This is a genomic window from Micromonospora sp. CNZ303 (assembly GCF_004345505.1).
In genome coordinates this window covers 338,471-360,115 of the sequence record NZ_SLVT01000004.1, presented here as the reverse complement: position 1 = coordinate 360,115, position 21,645 = coordinate 338,471, and the positions used below count along the sequence as shown (strand labels likewise).

Below are 21,645 nucleotides of genomic sequence, written 5' to 3'. Positions count from 1 at the left end.
CAGACAAGGGCGGAGGGGTTCCGACTCATCGATGAACTGGTGACGCGCACGGTATATCGTCACGAGCATCTATGTCGATACCCTTCATCGCCCCTATTCAGGCTGAAGGAATTTGGCAACGGCGGACCCCGGACCGGGCCCCGCTCCGGGCGCCGGAAGGGGTTCGTCAGGGGTTGCCGAGTGCGTCGATGTCGCGCATCTCCTCGGCGGTCAGCGAGAAGTGGAAGATGTCGGCGTTGACGCGGATCCGCTCCGGGGTCACCGACTTGGGAATGACCACGATCTCGTGGTCGACGTGCCAGCGGAGCACCACCTGGGCCGGGGAGACGTCGTGCGCGGCGGCGATGCGGGTCAGCACCGGATGGGCGAGGTCGCTGGTCTTGAACGGGCTGTAACCCTCCAGCACCACTCCCCGGTCCCGGTGCTCCTTGTGCCGCTGCCGGTCGTACAACGAGGGGCTCCACCGGATCTGGTTGACGGCCGGGTTCTCCTCGGTCGCCTGGATCAGCTCGTCGAGCTGGCCGGTGCCGTAGTTGCTCACCCCCACCGCGCGCGCGAGCCCCTCGTCGCGGGCGGCGAGCAGCTCGCGCCAGACGGGGATGTTGTCCGTCGGATTCTCCGGCGGCCAGTGGATCAGCCACAGGTCGACGTGGTCGGTGCCGAGCGCGGTCAGGCTGGCCTCGAGCGTCTCCCGCTCCCGTCCGACCCGGTCCGGGGGCAGCTTGGTGGTGACGAAGACGTCCTCGCGGCGCAGCCCGCTCTCCTGGACCGCCCGGCCGACCTCCTCCTCGTTGCCGTACATCGTGGCGGTGTCGACGTGGCGGTAGCCGGCGTCGAGCGCGGCGAGCACCGCGTCGTACCCGGCCTGGCCGGTGGCCTGCCAGGTGCCGAAGCCGAGCAGGGGCATCCGCACCTCGCCCGGGAGCGCGACGGTGGGCTGGTCCTCGTGGTCCATGCCGCGGTCTACCCGTGATGACCCACGACATGCCCGTTGAACCGGACACCCGGACACCCGGACATCCGGACATCCGGGCGGCCGGCGGGACGGCGCGGATTGCCGGAGAATGCGGATGTGGCTGACCCGCTGGAGGAGTACCGGCGCAGACGGGACGCGGCGCGCACTCCGGAGCCGGTGCCGAAGCGGACCCCGGGGAGGAAGCGGTCCGCCGACGGCACGGCCCGGTTCGTGATCCAGCAGCACCACGCCCGGAGCCTGCACTGGGACCTGCGCCTGGAGCACGAGGGGGTGCTGGCCTCCTGGGCGGTGCCGCGCGGGCTGCCCCGCGACACCGGCCGCAACCACCTCGCCGTGCACACCGAGGACCACCCGATGGAATACCTCGACTTCCACGGCGAGATCCCGGCCGGCGAGTACGGCGGCGGACGGATGACCGTCCACGACCGGGGCACCTACCACTGCGAGAAGTGGCGCGACGACGAGGTGATCGTCGTGCTGGACGGCGAGCGCACCTCCGGGCGGTACGTCCTCTTCGCCACCGGCGGCAGGAGCGGGCGGGACTGGATGGTCCGGCGCACCGACCCGCCGCCGGAGGGCTGGACGAGCATGCCGGAGCTGATCCGCCCGATGCACCCCACCCGGGCGGCGAAGCTGCCGACGGACGAGCCCGAGTGGGGCTACGAGCTGCGCTGGGACGGGGTGCGCGCGGTCGCGTACGTCTCGGGTGGGCGGCTGCGGCTGCTCGCGGAGGACGACGAGGACGTCTCCGGGACGTACCCCTGGCTGCGGGAGCTGGCCGAGGAACTGGCGCCCACGGAGGCCGTGCTGGACGGCGTCCTGGTGCGCATCGACGCCGCCGGCCGGGTGCGGCCGGCGCGCGGCGGACGCCGGACCCCCGACGCCCAGTACCTGATCTTCGATCTGCTCTGGATGGAGGGCGTGACCAGCCTCGACCTGCCGTACGCGCAGCGCCGGGAGCTGCTCGACGGCCTGGCGCTCGCCGGCCCGCACTGGCAGACTCCGCCGTGGTTCCCCGGTGCCGGCCGGGAAGCGCTGCGGACCGGGCGGGAGCAGGGGCTGCCCGGGGTGGTGGCGAAGCGCCTGGACTCGGTCTACGAGCCGGGCGGGCGCAGCCGGCGCTGGCTGAGCATCGACGCGAGCCGAGACACGAGCTGAGACGGCGAGGAGCATCGTGTACCTGACGCACCTGGAGTGCCCGCGCTGCGGGCGGGAGCACGACGCCACCAAGCTGACCAACCTCTGCGACTGCGGATCCCCGCTGCTGGCCCGCTACGACCTGGCGGCGGTGGCGAAGGTGCTCACCCCGGAACGGTTCCCCCTGCGCCCGGCCGACCTGTGGCGCTACCGCGAGCTGCTGCCGGTGGCCGACCCCCGGCACGAGACCACGCTGGGCGAGGGCTGGACGCCGCTGCTGCGCACCCCGGCCTACGGCGCGGAGATCGGCATTCCGGACCTGCTGGTCAAGGACGAGGGGCTCACCCCGACCGGCTCGTTCAAGGCGCGCGGCGCGGCGGTGGGCGTCAGCCGGGCCCGCGAGCTGGGCGTGACGCGCATCGCCATGCCCACCAACGGCAACGCGGGCGCGGCCTGGGCCACCTACGCCGCGCGGGCCGGGCTGGGCGCGACCATCGTCATGCCGCTGGACGCGCCGGCCATCTGCCGGCGCGAGTGCGTGGCCGCCGGGGCCGACCTGCGCCTGGTCGACGGGCTGATCGGTGACGCCGGGCGGCACGTCGCGGGGCTGGTCGCCGGCTCCGGCGGCGCGATCTTCGACGCCGGCACGCTGCGGGAGCCGTACCGGCTCGAGGGCAAGAAGACGATGGGGTACGAGATCGTCGAGCAGCTCGGCTGGCAGGTGCCGGACGTGATCATCTATCCCACCGGCGGCGGGGTCGGCCTGATCGGCATCCACAAGGCGCTGCACGAGCTGCGCGAGCTGGGCTGGATCGAGGACAGGCTGCCCCGCCTGGTCGCGGTGCAGTCGACGGGCTGCGCGCCGATCGTCCGCGCCTTCGCCGCTGGTGAGCAGCGGGCGCGGCCCTGGGCCGACGCGCACACCGTGGCGTTCGGCATCACCGTGCCGGCCCCGCTCGGCGACGAGCTGATCCTCGACGCGCTACGCGCCAGCGCCGGCACCGCGATCGCCGTGGACGACGCCGAGATCCTGGCCGACCTGCGGGACTTCGCCGCCCGCGAAGGGCTGCTGCTCTGCCCGGAGGGGGCCGCCTGCCTGACCGCCGCCCGGCACCTGCGCGCCGGCGGCTGGATCCGGGCCGGCGAACGCGTGGTGGTGCTCAACACCGGGGCCGGCGTGAAGTACCCGGAGACGGTGGACGTCACCGGCGTGCCGGTGCTCCCCGCCTGAGGTGTAAGGAAGGGCCCCTTCCTTACACCCTCGTCAGTCCGTGGTGGGGTCGGTCAGCCGCCAGGCGGCGCTGACCAGGCCGATGTGCGACAGCGCCTGCGGGGTGTTGCCGACCTGCGCGCCGGAGCGCGGGTCGATCTGCTCGCTGAACAGGCCGATGTCGTTGGCGTGCCCGAGCAGCCGCTCGAAGAGCGCCTCGGCCCGGCCCTGCTCACCGGCCAGGACCAGGCACTCCACCAGCCAGAACGAGCAGGGCAGGAAGCCCGCCGGGTCGGTGTCCCAGCGGCGGACGAGTCCCTCCCCGGCGCCCAGCCCCCGCTCGACGGCCTCGATGGTCGCGCGCATCCGCGGGTCGGTCGCCGGCAGGAACCCCACCAGCGGCAGCAGCAGCACGGAGGCGTCCAGCTCCGGCGAGCCGAACGCGCCGCCGAACGCGCCCGTCCGCTCGTGCCAGCCGTCGCGCAGCACGGCGGTCCGGATCTCGTCGCGGATCCTCGCCCACCGCCGCGCGTCGGCCCGGTCGCCGAGCCGGGGCGCGAGCCGCACCGCCCGGTCCAGCGCCACCCAGCAGAGCACCTTCGACGTGAGGTAGTGCCGGTCGGTGTCCCGGGTCTCCCAGATGCCCCGGTCGGGCAGGTGCCAGGTGGCGGCGACCTGCTCGGCCAGGCCGAGCACCATCTCACGCAGTTCCGTGTCGAACGACTCCCCGAGGTGGTCGCGCAGCTGCCAGACCGCCGAGAGCACCTCGCCCGGCACGTCGAGCTGGCGCTGCCGCCAGGCGTCGTTGCCGACCCGTACCGGCAGGCTGCCGCCGTAGCCGCGCAGGTGGGCGCACTCGTGCTCGGAGACGTCGCGCTCCCCCTCCAGACCGAAGAGCACGGGCACGGGGTCGGGGCCGACCCGGCCGATCGAGCGGGCCGCCCAGGCGAAGAGCCGGGACGCCTCGGACGGGCAGGCCGCCACCCAGAGGGCGCGCAGCGTCATGGCGAAGTCGCGCAGCCACGAGTAGCGGTAGTCGTAGTTGCGGTCGCCGCCGATCCGCTCCGGCAGCGACGTGGTCAGGGCCGCGACCACCGCGCCACTGCGGGCGTACGTGAGGCCGGTGAGCACGGTCGCGCTGTGCCGGACCTGCTCCCGGTAGCGGCCGTCGTAGTGGTGCGACTCGCGGTAGGCCTGCCAGGCCTGCACCGTCTCGGCGAGCGCGGCCACCGGCTCCAGCCGGGCCGGCACCGTCCCGTACGCCTGCCCGTACGCCACGTCGAAGCCGACCACCTGCCCGGCGGAGACCTCGAACTCCTGCCGGACCCGGTCCCGGTCGACGTGCGGCGGCACCCCGCCGGTGTGCAGCGCCAGCACCACCGGACCGGCCGCGGCCAGCACCCCGCCGTCGGGCTGCCCGTGCAGGTACGGGGTGAGCAGGCCGTACTCCGGGCGGGGGCGGAAGTCGAGCGACATCCGCACCCGCCCGGCCAGTCCCTCCACGACCCGTAGCAGCACCGCCGGGGAGTTCATCCCCAGCTGGTGGCCACGGGCGCCGAACTCGGCGGCGAGCGCGTCGGTGACCGCGACGCTCCCCTCCGGCGTGTGGTGCACGGTGCGCAGCACCAGCGTGTCGGCCACGTACGCCCGCTCCACCCGGTGCCCGGGAAGCCCGGCGGCGGTGGGCGCCAGCCGGAAGTGCCCGGCCTCCGTGTCGAGCACGCGGCCGAAGACCGACGGGGAGTCGAACCGGTCCGGACACCACCAGTCGATCGAGCCGTCCCGACCGACCAGGGCGCCCGAACGGCAGTCGGAGAGGAACCCGTAGTCGGAGATCGCCAGTTGGTCCACCCGCTGCGGGTACCCCGTTCCGCCCCCCTCAGGCGGCACCGACGGTCAGGAGGTGGGCGGTTCGTCCTCGCCGGCGGCCTCGGCCGCGTCGGCCTCCTCCTTGGTCCGGTGCACCGCCTGGTCGGCGTGCTCGGGCGGGCCGTAGACCGTGTAGAGCACCAGCGGGTTGGGGCCGGTGTTGACGAAGTTGTGCTTCGTGCCGGCCGGCACCACCACCAGGTCGCCCTGCACGACCTCGCGCTTCTCCCCCGCCACCTGCGCCTCGCCCGTACCGCTGACGAAGGTCAGGATCTGGTCGATGCCCTCGTGGACCTCCTCGCCGATCTCGCCACCCGGCGGAATCGTCATGATCACCAGCTGGGTGTGCTCACCGGTCCACAGCACCCGCCGGAAGTCCGGGCTCTTCTCGGCGACGGTCGCGATAGTGAAATGCTCCATGCCGACGCACATACCCGCTGCGGCCCGACGCCACGCCGGGACTCGCAGATGGTGGAATTCGCCACTCCTCGGGGGTTTCGATCCCTGATGAACGGGGATCGAGGGAGTAGCCGGCGCACGATGGCCGGTCGAGCCAGGTCCCCGCCGGCGTACCGCCGTACGGCTGCGGTGGTGGGAGACGGCCAGAGCGCGGCGACGTTCCGATCCCCGGGATCCGAACGGCGCCGCGCGCTCGTGTCCGGCTCAGTCGTCGTCCTCGACCGACACCGGCTCCAGCCCCACGCAGCGCAGCTTCAGCTCGAACTCCCCGGACGGGCCGGCGAAGGCGACCTCCACGTCGTCGTCCGGCCCCGGCTCCGCGTCCGAGACCCGGTAGCCCGGGGCGGGCGTCCAGGAGACCAGCCGTACCCCGCCCGGGCCGCACTCGACGACCGCGCTGCCACCCGTCGTGGCGAAGGCCCGACGTGCCCCCGCCGGGGTCGAGCCCGGCGCTACCGGCGACGACGGCCCGCCGGTCCCGCCCGCCGCCGGGGACGACGGTCCGCCGGCCCCGGGGACCGTGGGCCCGGGCGAGGCCAGGGCACGCTCGATCTCCTCCTGGCTGAGCACCCCGCCGGGGGTGCCGGCGATGCTCTCCCCCACCCACCGGATCGCGGCCACCCCGATCAGGGTGGCGAGGGCGGCGGTGGCCAGCCACCCGGCGACGGCGAGGAACGAACGGCGGCGCATTCCCCGAGTCTGACCGATCCGGGGTTGGGACGAGCACCGGACGAGGCTAAGGGAGGGTTAACGTCCGGGCCGGCACGCCGCGTGGCGGCTAGCCTGCCACCTGTGGCCCGCCTGCTGCTCATCGAGGACGACCTGACGATCCGTACGCCGCTGCTGCGGGCACTGCGCGAGCGGGGGCACGCGGTGGCCGCCGCCTCGACGGCGATGACCGGCCTGCGCGACGCGCTGGACGACCGGCCCGACCTGGTGGTGCTCGACCTGGGACTGCCCGATCTGGACGGCCGGGAGCTGCTGCGGATGCTCCGCGCGGTCAGCGCCGTACCGGTGATCGTCGCCACCGCCCGCGACGACGAGACCGAGATCGTCGGGGTGCTGGACGCCGGGGCGGACGACTACGTGGTGAAGCCGTTCACGGCCGCGCAACTCGACGCGCGGATCCGGGCGGTGCTCCGGCGCGGGAGCGGGTCCGCCCCGGAGGGGGACCCGGCACTGGTGGTGGGCGGGCTGCGGGTCGACCCGCGGTCGCGGCAGGTCACCCTGGACGGTGCGCCCGTCGAGCTGACCCCGCGCGAGTTCGACCTGCTGCACCACCTCGCGGGCCGGCCCGGCCAGGTGGTCACCAAGCGGGAGCTGCTCGCCGAGGTGTGGCGGGTCCCGTACGGCGGCGCCGACAAGACCGTGGACGTGCACCTGTCCTGGCTGCGGCGCAAGCTCGGGGAGAGCGCGCAGGCGCCCCGCTACCTGCACACCGTCCGGGGCGTCGGGGTCCGGCTCGAAGCGCCGGGGAGCGCCGGATGAGGGCCCGCCTGGCGCTGCTGGTCGCCGCGGTCAGCGTGCTCACCCTGGTCGCCTTCCTGGTGCCGCTGGCGCTGCTGGTGCGTACGGTCGCGGCGGACCGGGCCACCGTGCGGGCCACGGCCGACGCGCAGAGCCTCGTCACCGTCGTCGGCACCGCCGACACCGCGACGATCCGGCTGACCGTCGACCAGCTGGCCACGGAGTCCGCGCGGCCGGTCACGGTGTTCCTGCCCGACGGCACGGTGCTCGGCGCCCCGGCCCCCCGTACGGCCGCGGTGGCGCTGGCGGAGCGGGGGCAGAGCCTCACCGCCGAGTCCGGGCGCGGGCGGGAGGTGGTGATCGCCGTGCAGGGCCGCCCGGACGGCACCGGCGTGATCCGTACGGTCGTCCCGCCCGCCGAGCTGACCGCCGGGGTGACCCGGTCCTGGCTGGTCCTGGCCCTGCTCGGCGTGCTGCTGGTGCTGATCGGGCTGGCCGTCGCCGACCGGCTGGCCCGCACCCTGGTCCGGCCGATCGGTGAGCTCTCGGCGGTGTCGCACCGGCTGGCGAACGCGGAGCTGGCCGCGCGCGTCACGCCCGCCGGGCCGCGCGAGCTGCGCGAGGTGGCCGGCGCACTCAACCACCTCGCCGGCCGGATCCAGGTGCTGCTGGTGCAGGAGCGGGAGGAGGTCGCGGACCTCTCGCACCGCCTGCGTACCCCGCTGACGGCGCTCCGCCTGGAGGCCGAGGCGCTGCGCGACCCGGAGGACGCCGCCCGGGTGACCGCGGCCGTGGACGGGCTGGAGCGGGCGGTCACGGGCCTGATCCGACAGGCCCGGTGGCGGGTGCCGACGGCCGGGGCTGCCAGCGCCGACGCGGCGGCCGTGGTGGCCGAGCGGGTGGCGTTCTGGTCGGTGCTGGCCGAGGACACCGGGCGGGCCGTGACGCTCGACCTGGCGCCGGGACCGCTGCCGGTGGGCGTGCCCGCCGACGAGCTGGCGGCGGCGGTGGACGCCCTGCTCGGCAACGTCTTCGCGCACACCCCGGACGGCACCGCGTTCGCCGTCCGGCTGACGGCGGAGGAGGCGGGCCGGGCGGCGCTGGTCGTGGCGGACGAGGGTCCGGGGATGCCGCCCGGCACGATCGGCCGGGGCGCGAGCACGGCCGGCTCGACCGGCCTGGGCCTGGACATCGCCCGCCGCGCCGCCCAGTCCAGCGGTGGCCGCCTCACCCTGCACGCCGCGCCCTCCGGGGGCGCCGAGGTACGCCTCGAACTGGGCCCGCCCCCGTCCTGACCCGTCCTCCGGTCCGCGCCCGGACAGGCTTAACCCGGCCTTAGCGTCCGAACAGCGTGGCGCTATCCGGGCGGGCGCGATCCTGGGAACCAGCAACCGAGGAAGGGTGAACGAGATGAAGCGCAAGTCCCTGATGCTGGCGTCGCTCGGAGGCGCGGCCGTGCTCGTCGTGACCGGTGCGACCTTCGGCGTCGCGGCGGCCGACAACGGCGCGGCCCGGGCGACCACCCTGGCCGCCGCCACCACCGCCCCGACGACCCCGGCCACGCCGGGCACCCCGAGCGGCACCGGGAGCAGCGCCCCGGCGACGAGCAGCGCCCCGACCACCAGCGGCACCCCGGCGGCGCCCGGCTCCCCGTCGGGCAGCGGCGCGCCGGCCACCGGCGGCGACGCGGTGAGCGAGCAGCGGGCCGGCGAGATCGCGCTGGCCCGGGCGGGCGGCGGCAAGATCGTCGAGGTCGAGCGCGAGGACGAGGACGGCCGGGCCGTGTGGAGCGTCGAGATCGTGGCCGGGCAGACCGAGCACGAGATCGACGTCGACCGGGGCGACGGCTCGGTGGTCAAGGCCGAGCAGGAGCCGGTCGACGACGATGACGACGACGACCGGGACGACGACGATGACGACGACTCGGACGACGACGACGGCGACGACGACTGACCCGTCGCCGGTAGCGCCGCCGTCCCGCAGTGCGGGGCGGCGGCGTCGTCGTCGCTGGCTGCGCGGCGGTGGCCTGCGCCGGCCACTCGGCGCATGGGTGCGGCGGGCGGGCCCGGCCCAGGACACGACGCCGGCGACCCGACGCCCTCCGGCGAGTTGTCGGCGGCGCCGGATGCCGCCCGCCCCGGTGGACGGGACGGGCCGGTCGGCCCTGTGACCGACACCGATGTCTGGCTACATTGGGGTATGGTGCCCGCCCACGAGGGCCGGGCGGCGGAACCGGTCTACCGCCCCATCCTCGCCAACCGGCGGGGCGAGCTGGAGGCGCTCGGTCATCTCGACGACGTCGTCGCCCCCCTGCTCGCCCCGGTCCTCCAGGTGTCCGTCCTCGACCAGTTCACGCTGGACGTGCTCCGTCGGCTGCCCGACGGGCTGCTCACGGCCGTCGACGTCACCGGCCTGCCCGACGCCCCGGAGGCCGAGCTGGTCCGCTGGGGCGTACCGCTGGTGCCGGTGATCGGGCTCGCGGACAGTGACCGGCGCCTGGTGGCGCACGGCGCCGCGGCCCGGGCCCACGCCCAACGGGCGGTCGTCCGGCTGCGGGTCGGGCACGATCGCGCCGGCCCGGACGCGGCCACGGCGGCGGCGGAGCGGGTCTGGCGGCTCACCGGCCTGGTGCCCGAGCAGTGCGACCTGCTCCTCGACGCGGGCGACGTGTGCTGCCGGGCCGACGTACGGGTGGCCGAGCCCCGGGTCCGCCGGTTGTCGGAGTGGGCCCGCCGGCACGCCTGGTGCTCCGTGAGCGTGGCGGCGGGCGGGATGCCCCCGGCGGTGTCCGCCCTGCCCACCGACGAACCGGTGCGCGTCGACCGCTGGGACTGGCAGCTCTGGCAACGGCTGGCCGACCTCGGCGTCGGGTACGGCGACTACGGCGTCGGCTCCGCGGTGCCCGGCGCCGACCAGGCGGGAGACCGGCTGCCCACGGTCCGCTACACCGCCGACGGCGTCTGGTGGGTGTACCGCTGGTCGCGGCGGGGCGGACGCGGCGACGACCGGTTCGCGGACCTGTGCCGCACCGTGGTCTCGTCGCCGCACTGGCCGGCCACGGGCGCGGCCTTCTCCTGGGGTGACCACGAGATCCTGCGGCGTGCCCGCCGGGGCGCCGGCGCCGGGTCCGCCAGCAACTGGGCGGCGTGGAGCACCTCGCACCACCTGGCGCACGTGCTGGCCGCGCTGCCGCAGCGGGGGCGGGAGTCCCGGCCAGGGCCGTGGCGATCCGGTCAGGCGCCTCCGGAGCGGGGCCGTCCCGCCCGACCGCACCGCAGCGGGGAGACCCGCCGGGCCGGCTGAGCGCCTCCCCGCCGGACACCGGTGCGGAGGCGGCGCCCGGCCGTCACTGCTTCTCGGTGAACCCGAACTGCACGATGCCCTCGTCGTCGACGCTCGCGTCCACCGACGCGTCGCCGAGCAGTTCGGCGGCGTCGGAGTCCAGGAAGATGCGGGCGCCCTGGTTGTCGACCACGTGGTCGCCCTCGATCGGTTCGGCGACCAGTTCGACGGTGAGCGACCCCGCGTCGGTGTCGGCGGCGATCCGCACTCCGCCGTCCTCGGCGACGTCCTGCTGGTTGGCGAGGTCTCGGATGACCAGCACGGCGTTGTCGGTCATGGTGAGCATGGCGGAACTCCTCGTGGATTCTCGGATTCGCGGTGCGGGACCGGGCTCGGCCCGCGGGCGAGCACACGTGGGAGGCGATGGAAGGGCGACACGCACATCGCCGTCGCGCTTCGGGGCAGCTCAGGGCCCCTCCACGGCCTACGGTGCCCCCTGCCGGGGCATCCGTCAAATAGAGCGGGGTCAGTGTGCCGCACGGGCCGGGGCGAACCGGGCCCGGATCTCGCGTACCGCCGCGCGGCCCGCCCGGTTGGCGCCGATCGTGCTCGCGGAGGGGCCGTACCCGATCAGGTGAATCCGCTCGTCGGCGACCACCCGGGTGCCGTCCATCGTGATACCGCCGCCCGGCGCGCGCAGGCGCAGCGGCGCGAGATGGTCCAGCGCGGCCCGGAAACCGGTACACCACAGGATCACGTCGGCGGGCACGAACCGCCCGTCGTCCCAGGCCACGCCGTCCGGCGTGATCCGGTCGAAGACGGGTAACCGGTCGAGCACGCCACGCTCGCGCAGCCGGCGCAGTTCGGGCGTGAGCGGCAGCCCCGTCACGCCGACCACGCTGTCCGGCGGGCGGCCCGCGCGTACCGCCGCGTCGACCAGGGCCACCGCCGCGCGCCCGCGTTCGGGGGTGAACTCCTCGTCGCGGAAGTCGGGCGGGCGCCGGGTCACCCAGGTGGTGCCGGCGGCCACGGTGGAGACCTCGGCGAGCAACTGGACGGCCGACGTCCCGCCGCCCACCACCACGACCCGCCGGCCGGCGAACTCCGCCGGTCCCCGGTAGTCGGCCGTGTGCACCTGCCGGCCCCGGAAGGTCGACCGGCCGGGGTAGTGCGGCCAGAACGGTCGGGTCCAGGTGCCGGTGGCGTTGACCAGGGCACGGGTGGTCCAGGAGCCGTGGTCGGTGTGCACGGCGAGCCGGCCGTCGGCCCGGTCGCGCACCTCCCGGACCCGCACGGGCCGCCGCACCGGCAGGTCGAACTCGCGCTCGTACGCGGCGAAGTAGGCGCTGACCACCTCGGCCGCCGGCCGGTCGGGCCCGGCCACCGGGAAGGGCAGGCCGGGCAGGTCGTGGAAGCCGTGCACCCGGTCGAGCCGCAGCGTGGGCCAGCGGTGCCGCCACGCCCCGCCCGGCCCGTCGCCCCCGTCGAGGATCACGAAGCCGTCCCCGGGGGCGAACCCGGCGCGGCCCAGGTGGTGGCCGGCGGAGAGGCCGGCCTGCCCGGCCCCGATCACCAGCACGTCGACGGAGCGCTCGTCCATGCCGGTTACAACACGGGCGGACCCGCCCGGCTGCCCGCCGGGAGCGTCTCGCCGGTCACAGCCGCCGGGCTCACGGAAGATTTCTTTCCATCGACGCTCTTTTCTGGCAGATACCTGCATGGCAGCATCACCCCATGCATCGTCGTCTCTTCCCCCGGACGCTCGCGCTGGTGGCACTCGTCGCCGCCGCGGCCACGGCGGGCGCACCCACCGCCACCGCCGAGTCCCCGACCCCCGCGGCGACCCGGCTGAACGCCACCATCGACGCGATCCTCGCCGACAGCCGGCTGGCCGGGGCGCAGGCCTCGGTGGTGGTCAAGGACGCGACAACCGGAGAGACGGTCTACCACCGCAACGGCGACCGCCGCCTGGTGCCCGCCTCCAACACCAAGCTGCTGACCTCGGCGGCGGCGCTGGAACTGCTCGGGCCGGGCCACCACTTCAGCACCGAGGTGCGGACCAGCGGCGCCCGCCGTGCGGGCCTGGTCTCCGGCAACCTCTACCTGCGCGGCGGCGGCGACCCGACCATGCTCGCCGCCGACTACGACGCGCTGGCCGCGCGGGTCGCCGCCGCGGGCGTCCGGGTGGTCACCGGCAACCTGGTGGCCGACGACACCCGCTACGACAGCACCCGCCTCGGCCCCGACTGGACCTGGGACGACGAGCCGTACTACTACGCCGCGCAGGTCTCCGCCCTGACCGTGGCACCGGACACCGACTACGACGCGGGCACCGTCATCGTCCACGCCGCCCCCGGCGCGACCGCCGGCGCGCGTCCGGTCGTCACCACCACCCCGGCCACCCGGTACCTGAAGATCGACAACCGGGCCGAAACGGTCGCCGGCGGCGAGACGTCGGTCTCCTTCGAGCGCGCGCACGGCAGCAACACGGTCGTGGTGACCGGGCAGATCGCGCTCGGCGCCGCGCCGTCGAGCGACTGGGTCAGCGTCTGGGAGCCCACCGGCTACGCCGCCGACGTCTTCCGCTCGGCGCTGCGCCGGCACGGCGTACGGGTGCTCGGTCGGACGGTGCTCGGCCAGGCCACCCCGGAGGGCGCGGCCGAGGTGGCGCGGCACCGCTCGATGCCCCTGGCCCAACTGATGGTGCCGTTCCTCAAGCTGTCCAACAACGGGCACGCCGAGGTGCTGACCAAGGAGATCGGCCGGGTGCTCTCCGGCTCCGGCACCTGGTCGGCCGGGCTGACCGCGATCAGCGAGTACGTCGCCGACGCCGGAATGGACACCGGCACGCTGCGCCAGCGCGACGGCTCCGGGCTCTCCCGGCGCAACCTGATCCCCGCCGACGAGTTCGTGGACCTGCTCACCGCTGTGCGCGACGAGCCCTGGTTCGACACCTGGTACGCGGCCCTGCCGGTCGCCGGCGAGGCGGACCGGTTCGTCGGCGGCACGCTGCGCAGCCGGATGCGGGGCACGGCGGCGGCGGGCAACGTGCACGCCAAGACCGGCAGCCTGACCGGCGTCTCCGGCCTCTCCGGCTACGTCACCGACGCCGACGGGCGGGTGCTGGCGTTCTCGATCCTGCTCAACAACTACCTGGCCTCCTCCGTGAAGACGCTCGAGGACCAGATCGCGATCGCCCTGGCCTCGTACACGGGCAGGGGCGTGACCGGCGCGCGGGTCGCGGCCCCGACGGCGCCCGACGCCCCCCGGGTCCCGGAGGGCCTGGAGTGCGCCTGGGTCAAGCCGAACGCCTGCTGACCGGCCGGCGGGGCCCGGTGCGGGGGCCCCGCCGGCACTCAGGCGCCGGGGCGGTGCGGCAGCTCGGCCGCCGGGTCGCCGCGCTCGATCAGCGCGGCGATCTCGGCGGGACGCAGGCCGCGCTGCGCCAGCACCCGGGCACCCCAGCGGTGCAGCCGGCACGGGTGCGGGCTGGCGTCGTTGCGGCAGACCGTCCCGCCGGACCAGGTCCGGGGCGCGTGCACCACGACCGCCCGCACGGCGAACTGGGCGTCCTCGACGGTCACGTACGGCGGCAGCGGGATCTCCCGGAGCACCTCCCCGGACGGCTCCCCGGCGGCCCGGGGGGCGGTCGGACGGACGGTGCGGGCGGTGACGCTGCTCATCGGTGTGGCCTCCACAAGGGATGGTCGGAGATGGACAGCAGAAAGTTACGACAGGCGCGACACGGCGCGACGGACAAACTGTCCCGCAGGGTGGACACGGACCCGCCCGCCGGCGCCGGACGGCGGCCCGGGCGGGACCGCCGCCGGGGCGGCGCCGCCGGTCAGCCGGCCGCCCGCGCCCGCAGCCGGGCGGCCGTCCGACGGGGGTCGTAGTCGTCGGCGACGCCGTCGACGATCAGCGTCGCGCCCGGGATGTGCCGGGTGCGCAGCGGCAGGATCTCCTGGTACGCCGGCGAGTCGTACCAGGCCCGGGCCCGGTCCAGGTCGGGGAACTCGATGATGACCACGGTGCCCGGCCAGTCGCCCTCCCTGACCTCCACCTCGGCGCCGTGCACCCGGAACCGGCCGCCGAACGGGTCCAGCGTGGCCTGGATCCGCTCGATGTAGGTGAGGATGTCCTCGTGGGCCGGGGTGTCGTACAGGTGGGCGAGCGCGAACGCGGGCATGGTGCCTCCCGGGAGCCGGTCCGCCCGGCCGGACGACCGGGGCGGTACGCCGAGTCTCCCGCCGGCGCGTGCCCGGCGTCGATTACCCGTGGGGTAACGACGGCGGCGGCTCGCCCCGCTCAGACGCGGTCGAGCACGACGACGGGGATCTCCCGGTCGGTCTTCTCCTGGTACTCGTCGTACGCCGGCCAGATGGCGGCCATCGTGGACCACATGCGCGGCTTCTCCCCCGCCGTCGCGGTTCGCGCCCGCGCGGTGAACCGCTCGGCGCCCACCTGCACCTCGACCAGCGGCTCGTCGAGCAGGTTGAGGTACCAGGCCGGGTGCTTCGGGTCGCCGCCCTGCGAGGCGACGACCAGGTAGGCGTCGCCGTCGCGGCCGTAGATCAGCGCGGTGCGCCGCAGCTTCCCGCTGCGCCGGCCCCTGGTGGTCAGCAGCAGCGTGAAGACCCCGGGCTGCCACTCGTGCCCCTCGGCGCCGCCGGTCTCGACGTACCGCCGGATGTGGTCGGCCACCCAGCCCTGCGGGCTGTCCAGCACCTGCTCGCCCATCGGTCCTCCCGTTCGCCCTCGCGCACCCGGTCGTCGCGATCACGCTACTCCGGGCGGCGGCCGGTCGCCGGGCGAACGGGGCCGCCCGGGCACCGGGGTCAGCGCAGCGCGACCGCCTGGACGCCGACGTTGCCGCAGTCGTCGCTGAACGCCTGCTCCACCGTCCAGGTCAGCACCAGCCGGCTGCCCTTCGGCGCCTGGAAGCGGATGGTGAACTCGGTGGACCGGCTGGTGTGCCGGTCCTCGACCCGCAGGGTCCGGCTCGGACCGCCGACGGAGAGTCGGGCGTCCAGCCGGCCCCGGGCCATCCACACCCCGCCGTACAGCCGGACGGTGCGCGCCTGGCCGTCGGCGGCCACCGCGAGCGTGAAGCCGCTGCCGGTGCCACACCGGTAGACCCCGTGCGGCGAGCCGCTCGCCGACGCCACCGGGCTGCCGTCGCGCCAGCTGAAGCTCTCCTGGTTGTCGTCCCAGCCGCCCCGCCGGCCGGTGCCGCCCTCGTCGCGGATCTCGCCGGAGCCGCCGCGCTTGCGGACCGTCGACTCCGCGCCGCGCAGGCCCCAGTGGACCCAGTCGCGGCGGCCCACCGTGGTCAGGTCGACCTCGCCCGGCGCCTCGGCCATGGTGGCCGCGAGCACCGCCCGCACCGGCGGCGCCGACGTCGACGGCGCCGGTGGCACCGGCGGCGTCGGCGGCGCCGGGGACGGGGACGGCGGACGCTGCCGGGGCCGCAGCCCGGGCGAGACCAGACCGGCGTCGAGGTCGCGTCCCTCCAGCCCGGGGAAGCCGCTCGGCCGGCCGGCGTCCGCCGGTACGTCGCCGGCGGACTCCCCGCCCGGCTCGGGGTCGCCGGCGGTCAGGTACGACACGAGGGCGATCAGGCAGGCGACCACCGCGATCCCCTCGACGGCCCACCGGCGGCGCTGCCGTGCCCGGGCCAGCCGCCGCAGGCCGGTGCGGGTGTGCCCGGCCGGCGGAAGGGGCGGATGCCGTGTCCCGGGCGGGGCTGCCGGGTCGCCGTGTCCCGACGGGCGGATGTGCTGTCGGGTGAGGTCTTCCTCCGCCACCGGCCCTCCACTCCCCACCGGCCCCGGCCGGACGCGGCCGTCCGTTGTGGACGGCCCGCGCCCGCACCGCCTCGTCCCTCGCGCCGGACGGACGGGCGTGTCCAGTTCGTCACCGGACGGTAGCGGACATCGACCAGGACGGTGGTCTCGGGTCGGCGCCGCCGGCCCGGCAGGCGATCGGGACGCCCGGGGTCGCTCTCTCAGCGGATCTCGAAGCCCAGCGCCTGCGCGATCACCATGGCCTGCGCGGCGTCGACGATCGCCCCGGCCCGCTCCACCGCCGTCGGGTCGAGCGCGGTCAGGTCGCTGCCGCGCAGGTCGGCCCCGGTCAGCCGGCAGCGGTGCAGCTGCGCGGCGGAGAGGTCGACGCCGGTCACCGTGGCCCCGGTCAGGTTGGCCCCGGTCAGGTCCGCCTCGCGCATCCGCACGTCGGTGATGCGGACCCCGCGCAGGTCGGCGCCGAGCAGCGCGACGAACGACCAGTCGCCGCCGGCGACCGTCAGCGGCCGCAGGTCGCACTGGGCGAAGGTGCTGCCCACGAGCTTGCAGCCGGTGAACTCCGCCTCGAAGAGGTTGCACCGCTGGAAGGTGCAGCGGGTGAAGGCCGAGTCGGTGTGCCGGGAGGAGTTGAAGCGCGTGTTGCCGAAGGTGCAGCCGTCGAAGACCGCGCCCCGGCTCACCGCCTCGGACAGGTCGACGTCGAAGAACGTGCAGCGGACGAAGTGCCGGTCCACCAACTCCTCGGCGTACCAGTCCTCGTTGCGGAAGGTCTCGTCCTCGGTCAGCTCGGGCATCGGACCAGGCTACCGAGGGGGTGGGACGACGGCGGGCGACCCTTCCCACCGAGGCGTACCGGCTAGTAGTTTCGGCGACGTGAGTGTGGCACGCAGCATCGACCCGGACCAGATCGGCTTCGACCCGGCGCGGTTGGCGCGCATCGACGAGCACTTCGGCAGGTACGTCGACGACGGTCGCCTCGCCGGCTGGCAGGTGCTGGTCACCCGCCGCGGCGAGATCGCCCACTCGTCGACGTACGGGCTGCGCGACGCGGAGGCGGGCAGGCCCGTCGAGGCGGACACGCTCTGGCGCATCTACTCGATGACCAAGCCCGTCACCTCCGTCGCCGCCATGATCCTGTGGGAGGAGGGCCGCTTCGAGCTGACCGACGAGATCAGCCGGTGGCTGCCCGAGTTCGCCGACCTGCGGGTCTACTCCAAGGGCTCGGCGCTCAAGCCCTTCACGGTGCCGGCGGTCGAGCCGATCCGGGTGTGGCACCTGCTCACCCACACCGCCGGCCTGACGTACGGCTTCATGCAAACCTCGGTGGTCGACGGCATCTACCGGGCCGCCGGCTACGACCTGTACCCGCCGGCGGACGTCGACCTGGCGACGGCCTGTAAGGCGTTCGGCGAGCTGCCGCTGCTGTTCCAGCCCGGCACGGCGTGGGGCTACTCGGTCGCCACCGACGTGCTCGGCCGGCTCGTGGAGGTGGTCTCCGGGCAGAGCCTCGACGCCTTCTTCGCCGACCGGATCTTCCGCCCGCTCGGCATGACCGACACGCACTGGTGGGCCGAGGGCGACACCGCCGACCGGCTCGCCGCCCTCTACGCGCCCGACCCGCGCACCGGCCGCGCGTTCCGCTACGACAAGCTGGGCGCCCTGGCGTACGAGAAGCCGCTGCTGCTCTCCGGCGGCGGCGGCCTGATCTCCAGCGCCGCCGACTACCACCGGTTCACCCAGATGCTGCTGCGCGGCGGCGAACTGGACGGGGCACGCCTGTTGGGGCCGCGCACGGTGCGCTTCATGACCCGCAACCACCTGCCCGGCGGGCAGGACCTGGAGACCCTCTCCGCCGGTGGCTTCGCCGAGACCACCCTCGACGGGATCGGCTTCGGGCTCGGTTTCGCCGTCGTCGACGACCCCGTGCCGAGCCGGGTGCCGAGCAGCCCCGGCGAGTACTACTGGGGCGGCGTGGCGAGCACGGCCTTCTGGGTCGACCCGGCCGAGGAGGTCACGGCCCTGTTCTTCACCCAGCTCATGCCGTCGAGCACCTACCCGATCCGACCGCAGCTGCGGCAGCTCGTCTACTCCGCCCTGGTCGACTGAGCCCGGGCGCGGCTTGCCCGCGACGGCCGGGATCGCGGTAACGGCACCGGCCGGTCGGGGAGGTCAATAGCCTGGAGGCGGACCAGGTCGGGCAGGACGGGAGGCGGTCGGCCATGAGCAACATCGTCGTGTTCGGCGCGGGTGGCACCGCGGGGTCGCGGATCGCCGCCGAGGCGGTCGGCCGGGGGCACCGGGTCACCGCGGCGGTGCGCCGGCCGGAGGCCACCTCGTACCTGCCGCCGGCGGTCACGGTGGTAACCGGGGACGCCACCAGCGAGCGGAGCGTACGCGAACTGGCGCCCGACACGGACGCCATGGTGGTGGCGATCGGCGGCGGCGAGCACGCCCTCTGGCTCGACGCGGCGCGCAACCTGGTCGGCGCGCTGCGCGGCATGCCGGCCGCGCCCCGGATCATCCACGTGGGCGGCGGGTCGACCCTGCTCACCCCGAAGGGCACCCGCTACCTCGACGAGCCGGACTTCCCCGAGGAGTACCGCGAGGCGGCGCGCGGGCAGGCCGAGGCCCTCGACTTCTACCGCTCCTCGGCCGACGGGGTGACCTGGACGTACGTCTCGCCGCCGCCGTTGGAGTTCCACCCGGGCGAGCGCACCGGGCACTACCGCACCGGCGGCGACCAGCCGGTGACCGATCACGAGGGCCGCTCGGTGCTCAGCTACGAGGACCTGGCGGTGGCGATCGTGGACGAGATCGAACAGCCGCGCCACGAGAACGCCCGCTTCACCGCCGCGTACTGAGCGGCGCGGGGCGGCCGGCGGTGCCGTGGGCGCTGGATCAGTCGGCGAGGCGGGCGGGGAAGCCGCCGGTGGCGACCGGGCCCCAGGCGTCGATGGTGACCCGGATCAGCGACTTGCCCTGGCGGACCATCGCCGCCCGGTACTCGTCCCAGTCCGGGTGCTCGCCCGAGATGCAGCGGAAGTACTCCACGAGCGGCTCCAGCGCCGCCGGCAGGTCCAGCACCTCGGCGGTGCCGTCGAGCTGCACCCACGGGCCGTTCCAGTCGTCGGAGAGCACGCACGCCGACACCCGTGGGTCACGACGGATGTTGGCGACCTTGGCCCGCTCGGGATAGGTGGAGATCACCAACCGGCCCTCGCCGTCCACCCCGGCGGACACCGGGGACGACTGCGGCCGACCGTCGGCGCGGGTGGTCATGAGCACCACCCGGTGCCTCGGCCGGAGGAACTCGGTCAGCCCGGCCCGGTCGACCTGGGTGTTCGTCGCGATGCTGCGTGCCATCGTTCGTTCCTACCAGGGCGCCCGTCGCCCGGCGACCGCACCGGACGAACAGGCCCGGCGCACACCGGGATGGTGCGGCGGCGCGGCGGCCTCAGCGGGGTCGCGGGGCGGCGCGGCCGGCGGCGGGCTGGGCCGGCACCCGGGGGCGGACCGAGGGCCGCCAGGCGCGGCCGTTGGCGTAGATCACCCGGAAGCCGAGGTACGAGGCGAGGGGCGCCCAGTGCGCGGAGCCCATCCGCAGCTCGGCGGCGTTGTGGCGCTGCCCGTTGGCCAGCACGTCGAGCAGGACGGTCTCGAAGGCGGCCGACTCGACCCAGTCCACCTCCCGGGTGTATCCGCAGATCAGGGCCGCTCCGGTGGCCTCGAGGAAGTCCCGCAGCACCGCGTCGGAGGCGCGCAGCACCGAACAGCTGCCGAAATAGAGCCGCCGGCCCTCGCAGCGGCCCGCCATCAGCTCGGCGACGTCGGCGAGCGCCACCGATTCCCAGTCGGTGAGGCAGAGCCGACTCGGCTCGCCGTGCATGGCGAAGAAGCCGACCCGGTGGTCGGCGTACTGCTTGAGCAGCCAGCGGTCGACGAAGTAGAAGAGTTCGTCGCGGGTGGCGGCGTCCTTGTGGATGAACCGGATCTTTCCGAGCCGTTCGAGCAGTTCCAGGGTGGGCAGGACGGAGCCGCGCTCGTTGAGGTCGCGGTGCCACTGGCCCTCGATGCAGAAGACGCCACCGCGTGCCATGCCGCCCCCTCCCCGGTACCGCCGGCGCTGACGTTACCGGGTCGGTCCGACGGGAGAGCATCACCCGGCGCGTGCCGACCTGCGGTTTTGCGCGCCGTTCGCGCTTTCCTGTGGCCTGTTGCCGGTCAATGGGCGGTTCGCAATTCGCGTAATGCCCAGGCAACGCTCAGGAACGGCGAATCGTGAGGACAATTCTTGTTAATCGCCGCGAACCACCCGTCGGCCTGCCAGGGTGGAAATGCGGGACGGGCAGGCCGATGTCCCGGATGCCACCCCATTCCCACTCCTATCGGGAGGACTTCTGTGCGCGTTAACACCCTGAAACGGGCCGCTGTCGCATTCGCCCTGGCGTTGCCGGCAGCCGCTGTCGCCACGGTGGCCGCCGCGCCAGCGGCCCACGCCGACGGCTGCTACACGTGGAAGCGCAACCTCTACCAGGGGCGCTCCGGCGACGACGTCCGCCAGTTGCAGATCCGGGTCGCCGGATGGGCCGGCAACCGGGACATCGTGGAGAACGACGGCCGCTACGGACCGAAGACCGCCGCCGCGGTCAAGCGGTTCCAGGCCGCGTACGGGCTGCGCGCCGACGGCATCGCCGGACCGCAGACGTACGGCAAGCTCTACGACCTCCAGGACAACGACTGCACGCCGCGGCACTTCAGCTACAGCGAGATGGACGACGGCTGCGGTCGCGGGGGCTGGAGCGGCGGTCCGCTCTCCGCCGCGCAGACCCGGCAGAACGCGCTGCGCACGATGTGGAAGCTGGAGGCGTTGCGGCGCAGCCTCGGCGACAAGCCCCTCCTCGTCAGCAGCGGTTTCCGCAGTCGCACCTGCAACGACCGGGTCGGCGGGGCGTCCGACAGCCAGCACCTCTACGGCAACGCCGCCGACGTGGTGTCGCGCACCAGCTCGCTGTGCCAGATCGCCCGCGACGCCCGCAACCGGGGCTTCAGCGGGATCTACGGCCCCGGTTACCCGGATCACGACGACCACGTGCACGTGGACTCGCGGCGGGAGAACAACAGCGACGACACCCCGAACACCACCAGCTGGTCCGCGCCGGACTGCGGCATCGGCGCCGGCCGCGACTGAGCCGCGCGGACAGGCCACGCCGAACCGGGCGAACGACGACGCCGGTCCGGTGCGCGGGTGCCACCCCGCGCACCGGGCCGGCGTCGTGTCCCCGGGTGCCGCCGACCGGGCGTACCTCCGCCCGGCGTGCCGGGGACCGGCGGTCCCGCCGAGCGGGCGTACCTCCGCCCGGCGTGCCGGGGACCGGCGGTCCCGCCGAGCGGGCGTACCTCCGCCCGGCGTGCCGGGGACCGGCGGTCCCGCCGAGCGG

General features: G+C 74.8%; 23 protein-coding genes. 10 read left to right on the top strand and 13 right to left on the bottom strand.

From position 1 onward, the window contains the following. Positions 1–166 precede the first annotated feature (166 nt). Positions 167–955 (bottom strand): aldo/keto reductase family protein, encoded by a 789-nt coding sequence (locus EV374_RS10010; protein WP_132233828.1) that lies wholly within the window; start codon positions 953–955, stop codon positions 167–169. Positions 956–1,072: 117 nt separating this feature from the next. On the opposite strand from EV374_RS10010, the gene EV374_RS10005 reads away from it, so the two are divergent. Both EV374_RS10005 and EV374_RS10000 read left to right on the top strand, forming a co-directional pair. Next, complete coding sequence (locus tag EV374_RS10005; RefSeq protein WP_132233826.1) at positions 1,073–2,134, top strand: DNA polymerase ligase N-terminal domain-containing protein; 1,062 nt, start codon at positions 1,073–1,075, stop codon at positions 2,132–2,134. 16 nt (positions 2,135–2,150) lie between these two features. Continuing rightward, a complete protein-coding gene (locus EV374_RS10000) occupies positions 2,151–3,344 on the top strand; it encodes a threonine synthase (protein ID WP_132233824.1) in 1,194 nt (397 codons plus the stop codon). A gap of 33 nt (positions 3,345–3,377) precedes the next feature. Here the strand turns inward: EV374_RS10000 and EV374_RS09995 are convergent, their stop codons facing one another. From EV374_RS09995 to EV374_RS09985, 3 genes are all read right to left on the bottom strand, one after another. Further along, positions 3,378–5,174, bottom strand: coding sequence for a glycoside hydrolase family 15 protein (locus EV374_RS09995; RefSeq protein ID WP_132233822.1), 1,797 nt, complete (start codon positions 5,172–5,174; stop codon positions 3,378–3,380). 45 nt (positions 5,175–5,219) lie between these two features. Then, a complete protein-coding gene (locus EV374_RS09990; RefSeq protein ID WP_132233820.1) occupies positions 5,220–5,612 on the bottom strand; it encodes a cupin domain-containing protein in 393 nt (130 codons plus the stop codon). A gap of 243 nt (positions 5,613–5,855) precedes the next feature. Further along, on the bottom strand, positions 5,856–6,341 hold the full coding sequence (locus EV374_RS09985) for a septum formation initiator (RefSeq protein WP_132233818.1): 486 nt from the start codon (positions 6,339–6,341) through the stop codon (positions 5,856–5,858). Between the two features lie 102 nt (positions 6,342–6,443). Between EV374_RS09985 and EV374_RS09980 the strand changes: the two genes are divergently transcribed. The 4 genes from EV374_RS09980 to EV374_RS09965 all read left to right on the top strand — a co-directional run bounded on the left by EV374_RS09980 (position 6,444) and on the right by EV374_RS09965 (position 10,421). Continuing rightward, the gene (locus EV374_RS09980; RefSeq protein ID WP_132233816.1) at positions 6,444–7,139 is read left to right on the top strand and encodes a response regulator transcription factor; all 696 of its coding nucleotides are present in this window, start codon (positions 6,444–6,446) and stop codon (positions 7,137–7,139) included. After that, positions 7,136–8,413 carry a sensor histidine kinase gene (locus EV374_RS09975; RefSeq protein WP_132233814.1) on the top strand — a complete coding sequence of 426 codons (1,278 nt, stop codon included), beginning with the start codon at positions 7,136–7,138 and terminating at the stop codon, positions 8,411–8,413. Before EV374_RS09980 ends, EV374_RS09975 begins: the two co-directional genes overlap by 4 nt. 115 nt (positions 8,414–8,528) lie before the next feature. After that, positions 8,529–9,071 (top strand): PepSY domain-containing protein, encoded by a 543-nt coding sequence (locus tag EV374_RS09970; protein ID WP_132233812.1) that lies wholly within the window; start codon positions 8,529–8,531, stop codon positions 9,069–9,071. Between the two features lie 246 nt (positions 9,072–9,317). Beyond that, positions 9,318–10,421 carry a beta family protein gene (locus tag EV374_RS09965; protein WP_207913976.1) on the top strand — a complete coding sequence of 368 codons (1,104 nt, stop codon included), beginning with the start codon at positions 9,318–9,320 and terminating at the stop codon, positions 10,419–10,421. Between the two features lie 43 nt (positions 10,422–10,464). Here EV374_RS09965 and EV374_RS09960 read toward each other — a convergent pair whose 3' ends face one another. Then, positions 10,465–10,746 (bottom strand): adhesin, encoded by a 282-nt coding sequence (locus EV374_RS09960; RefSeq protein ID WP_132233810.1) that lies wholly within the window; start codon positions 10,744–10,746, stop codon positions 10,465–10,467. A 180-nt stretch (positions 10,747–10,926) separates the two neighbouring features. Continuing rightward, on the bottom strand, positions 10,927–12,000 hold the full coding sequence (locus tag EV374_RS09955) for a flavin-containing monooxygenase (protein WP_132233808.1): 1,074 nt from the start codon (positions 11,998–12,000) through the stop codon (positions 10,927–10,929). Between the two features lie 134 nt (positions 12,001–12,134). On the opposite strand from EV374_RS09955, the gene dacB reads away from it, so the two are divergent. Then, positions 12,135–13,718 (top strand): D-alanyl-D-alanine carboxypeptidase/D-alanyl-D-alanine endopeptidase, encoded by a 1,584-nt coding sequence (gene dacB / locus EV374_RS09950; RefSeq protein ID WP_132233806.1) that lies wholly within the window; start codon positions 12,135–12,137, stop codon positions 13,716–13,718. Positions 13,719–13,756: 38 nt separating this feature from the next. Here the strand turns inward: dacB and EV374_RS09945 are convergent, their stop codons facing one another. The 5 genes from EV374_RS09945 to EV374_RS09925 form a co-directional block, all read right to left on the bottom strand. Beyond that, positions 13,757–14,083, bottom strand: a complete 327-nt coding sequence (locus EV374_RS09945; RefSeq protein WP_207913974.1) for a hypothetical protein — start codon at positions 14,081–14,083, stop codon at positions 13,757–13,759. A gap of 161 nt (positions 14,084–14,244) precedes the next feature. Further along, the gene (locus EV374_RS09940) at positions 14,245–14,589 is read right to left on the bottom strand and encodes a DUF1330 domain-containing protein (RefSeq protein WP_132233804.1); all 345 of its coding nucleotides are present in this window, start codon (positions 14,587–14,589) and stop codon (positions 14,245–14,247) included. A gap of 119 nt (positions 14,590–14,708) precedes the next feature. Beyond that, positions 14,709–15,140 (bottom strand): nitroreductase family deazaflavin-dependent oxidoreductase, encoded by a 432-nt coding sequence (locus tag EV374_RS09935; protein WP_132233802.1) that lies wholly within the window; start codon positions 15,138–15,140, stop codon positions 14,709–14,711. Positions 15,141–15,238: 98 nt separating this feature from the next. Beyond that, positions 15,239–16,207, bottom strand: a complete 969-nt coding sequence (locus EV374_RS09930) for a hypothetical protein (RefSeq protein ID WP_132233800.1) — start codon at positions 16,205–16,207, stop codon at positions 15,239–15,241. 200 nt (positions 16,208–16,407) lie between these two features. Then, the gene (locus EV374_RS09925) at positions 16,408–17,001 is read right to left on the bottom strand and encodes a pentapeptide repeat-containing protein (RefSeq protein WP_132233798.1); all 594 of its coding nucleotides are present in this window, start codon (positions 16,999–17,001) and stop codon (positions 16,408–16,410) included. A gap of 79 nt (positions 17,002–17,080) precedes the next feature. Here EV374_RS09925 and EV374_RS09920 point away from each other — a divergent pair, with 79 nt between their 5' ends. Further along, the gene (locus EV374_RS09920; RefSeq protein WP_132233796.1) at positions 17,081–18,313 is read left to right on the top strand and encodes a serine hydrolase domain-containing protein; all 1,233 of its coding nucleotides are present in this window, start codon (positions 17,081–17,083) and stop codon (positions 18,311–18,313) included. A gap of 113 nt (positions 18,314–18,426) precedes the next feature. Further along, positions 18,427–19,068, top strand: a complete 642-nt coding sequence (locus EV374_RS09915) for an NAD(P)-dependent oxidoreductase (protein ID WP_132233794.1) — start codon at positions 18,427–18,429, stop codon at positions 19,066–19,068. 37 nt (positions 19,069–19,105) lie between these two features. On the opposite strand, the gene EV374_RS09910 is transcribed toward EV374_RS09915, so the two are convergent. Further along, the gene (locus EV374_RS09910; RefSeq protein ID WP_132233792.1) at positions 19,106–19,570 is read right to left on the bottom strand and encodes a PPOX class F420-dependent oxidoreductase; all 465 of its coding nucleotides are present in this window, start codon (positions 19,568–19,570) and stop codon (positions 19,106–19,108) included. A 91-nt stretch (positions 19,571–19,661) separates the two neighbouring features. Beyond that, on the bottom strand, positions 19,662–20,303 hold the full coding sequence (locus EV374_RS09905) for a DUF6642 family protein (protein ID WP_132233790.1): 642 nt from the start codon (positions 20,301–20,303) through the stop codon (positions 19,662–19,664). A gap of 303 nt (positions 20,304–20,606) precedes the next feature. Here EV374_RS09905 and EV374_RS09900 point away from each other — a divergent pair, with 303 nt between their 5' ends. Further along, the gene (locus EV374_RS09900; RefSeq protein WP_132233788.1) at positions 20,607–21,395 is read left to right on the top strand and encodes a M15 family metallopeptidase; all 789 of its coding nucleotides are present in this window, start codon (positions 20,607–20,609) and stop codon (positions 21,393–21,395) included. Positions 21,396–21,645: the final 250 nt, after the last annotated feature.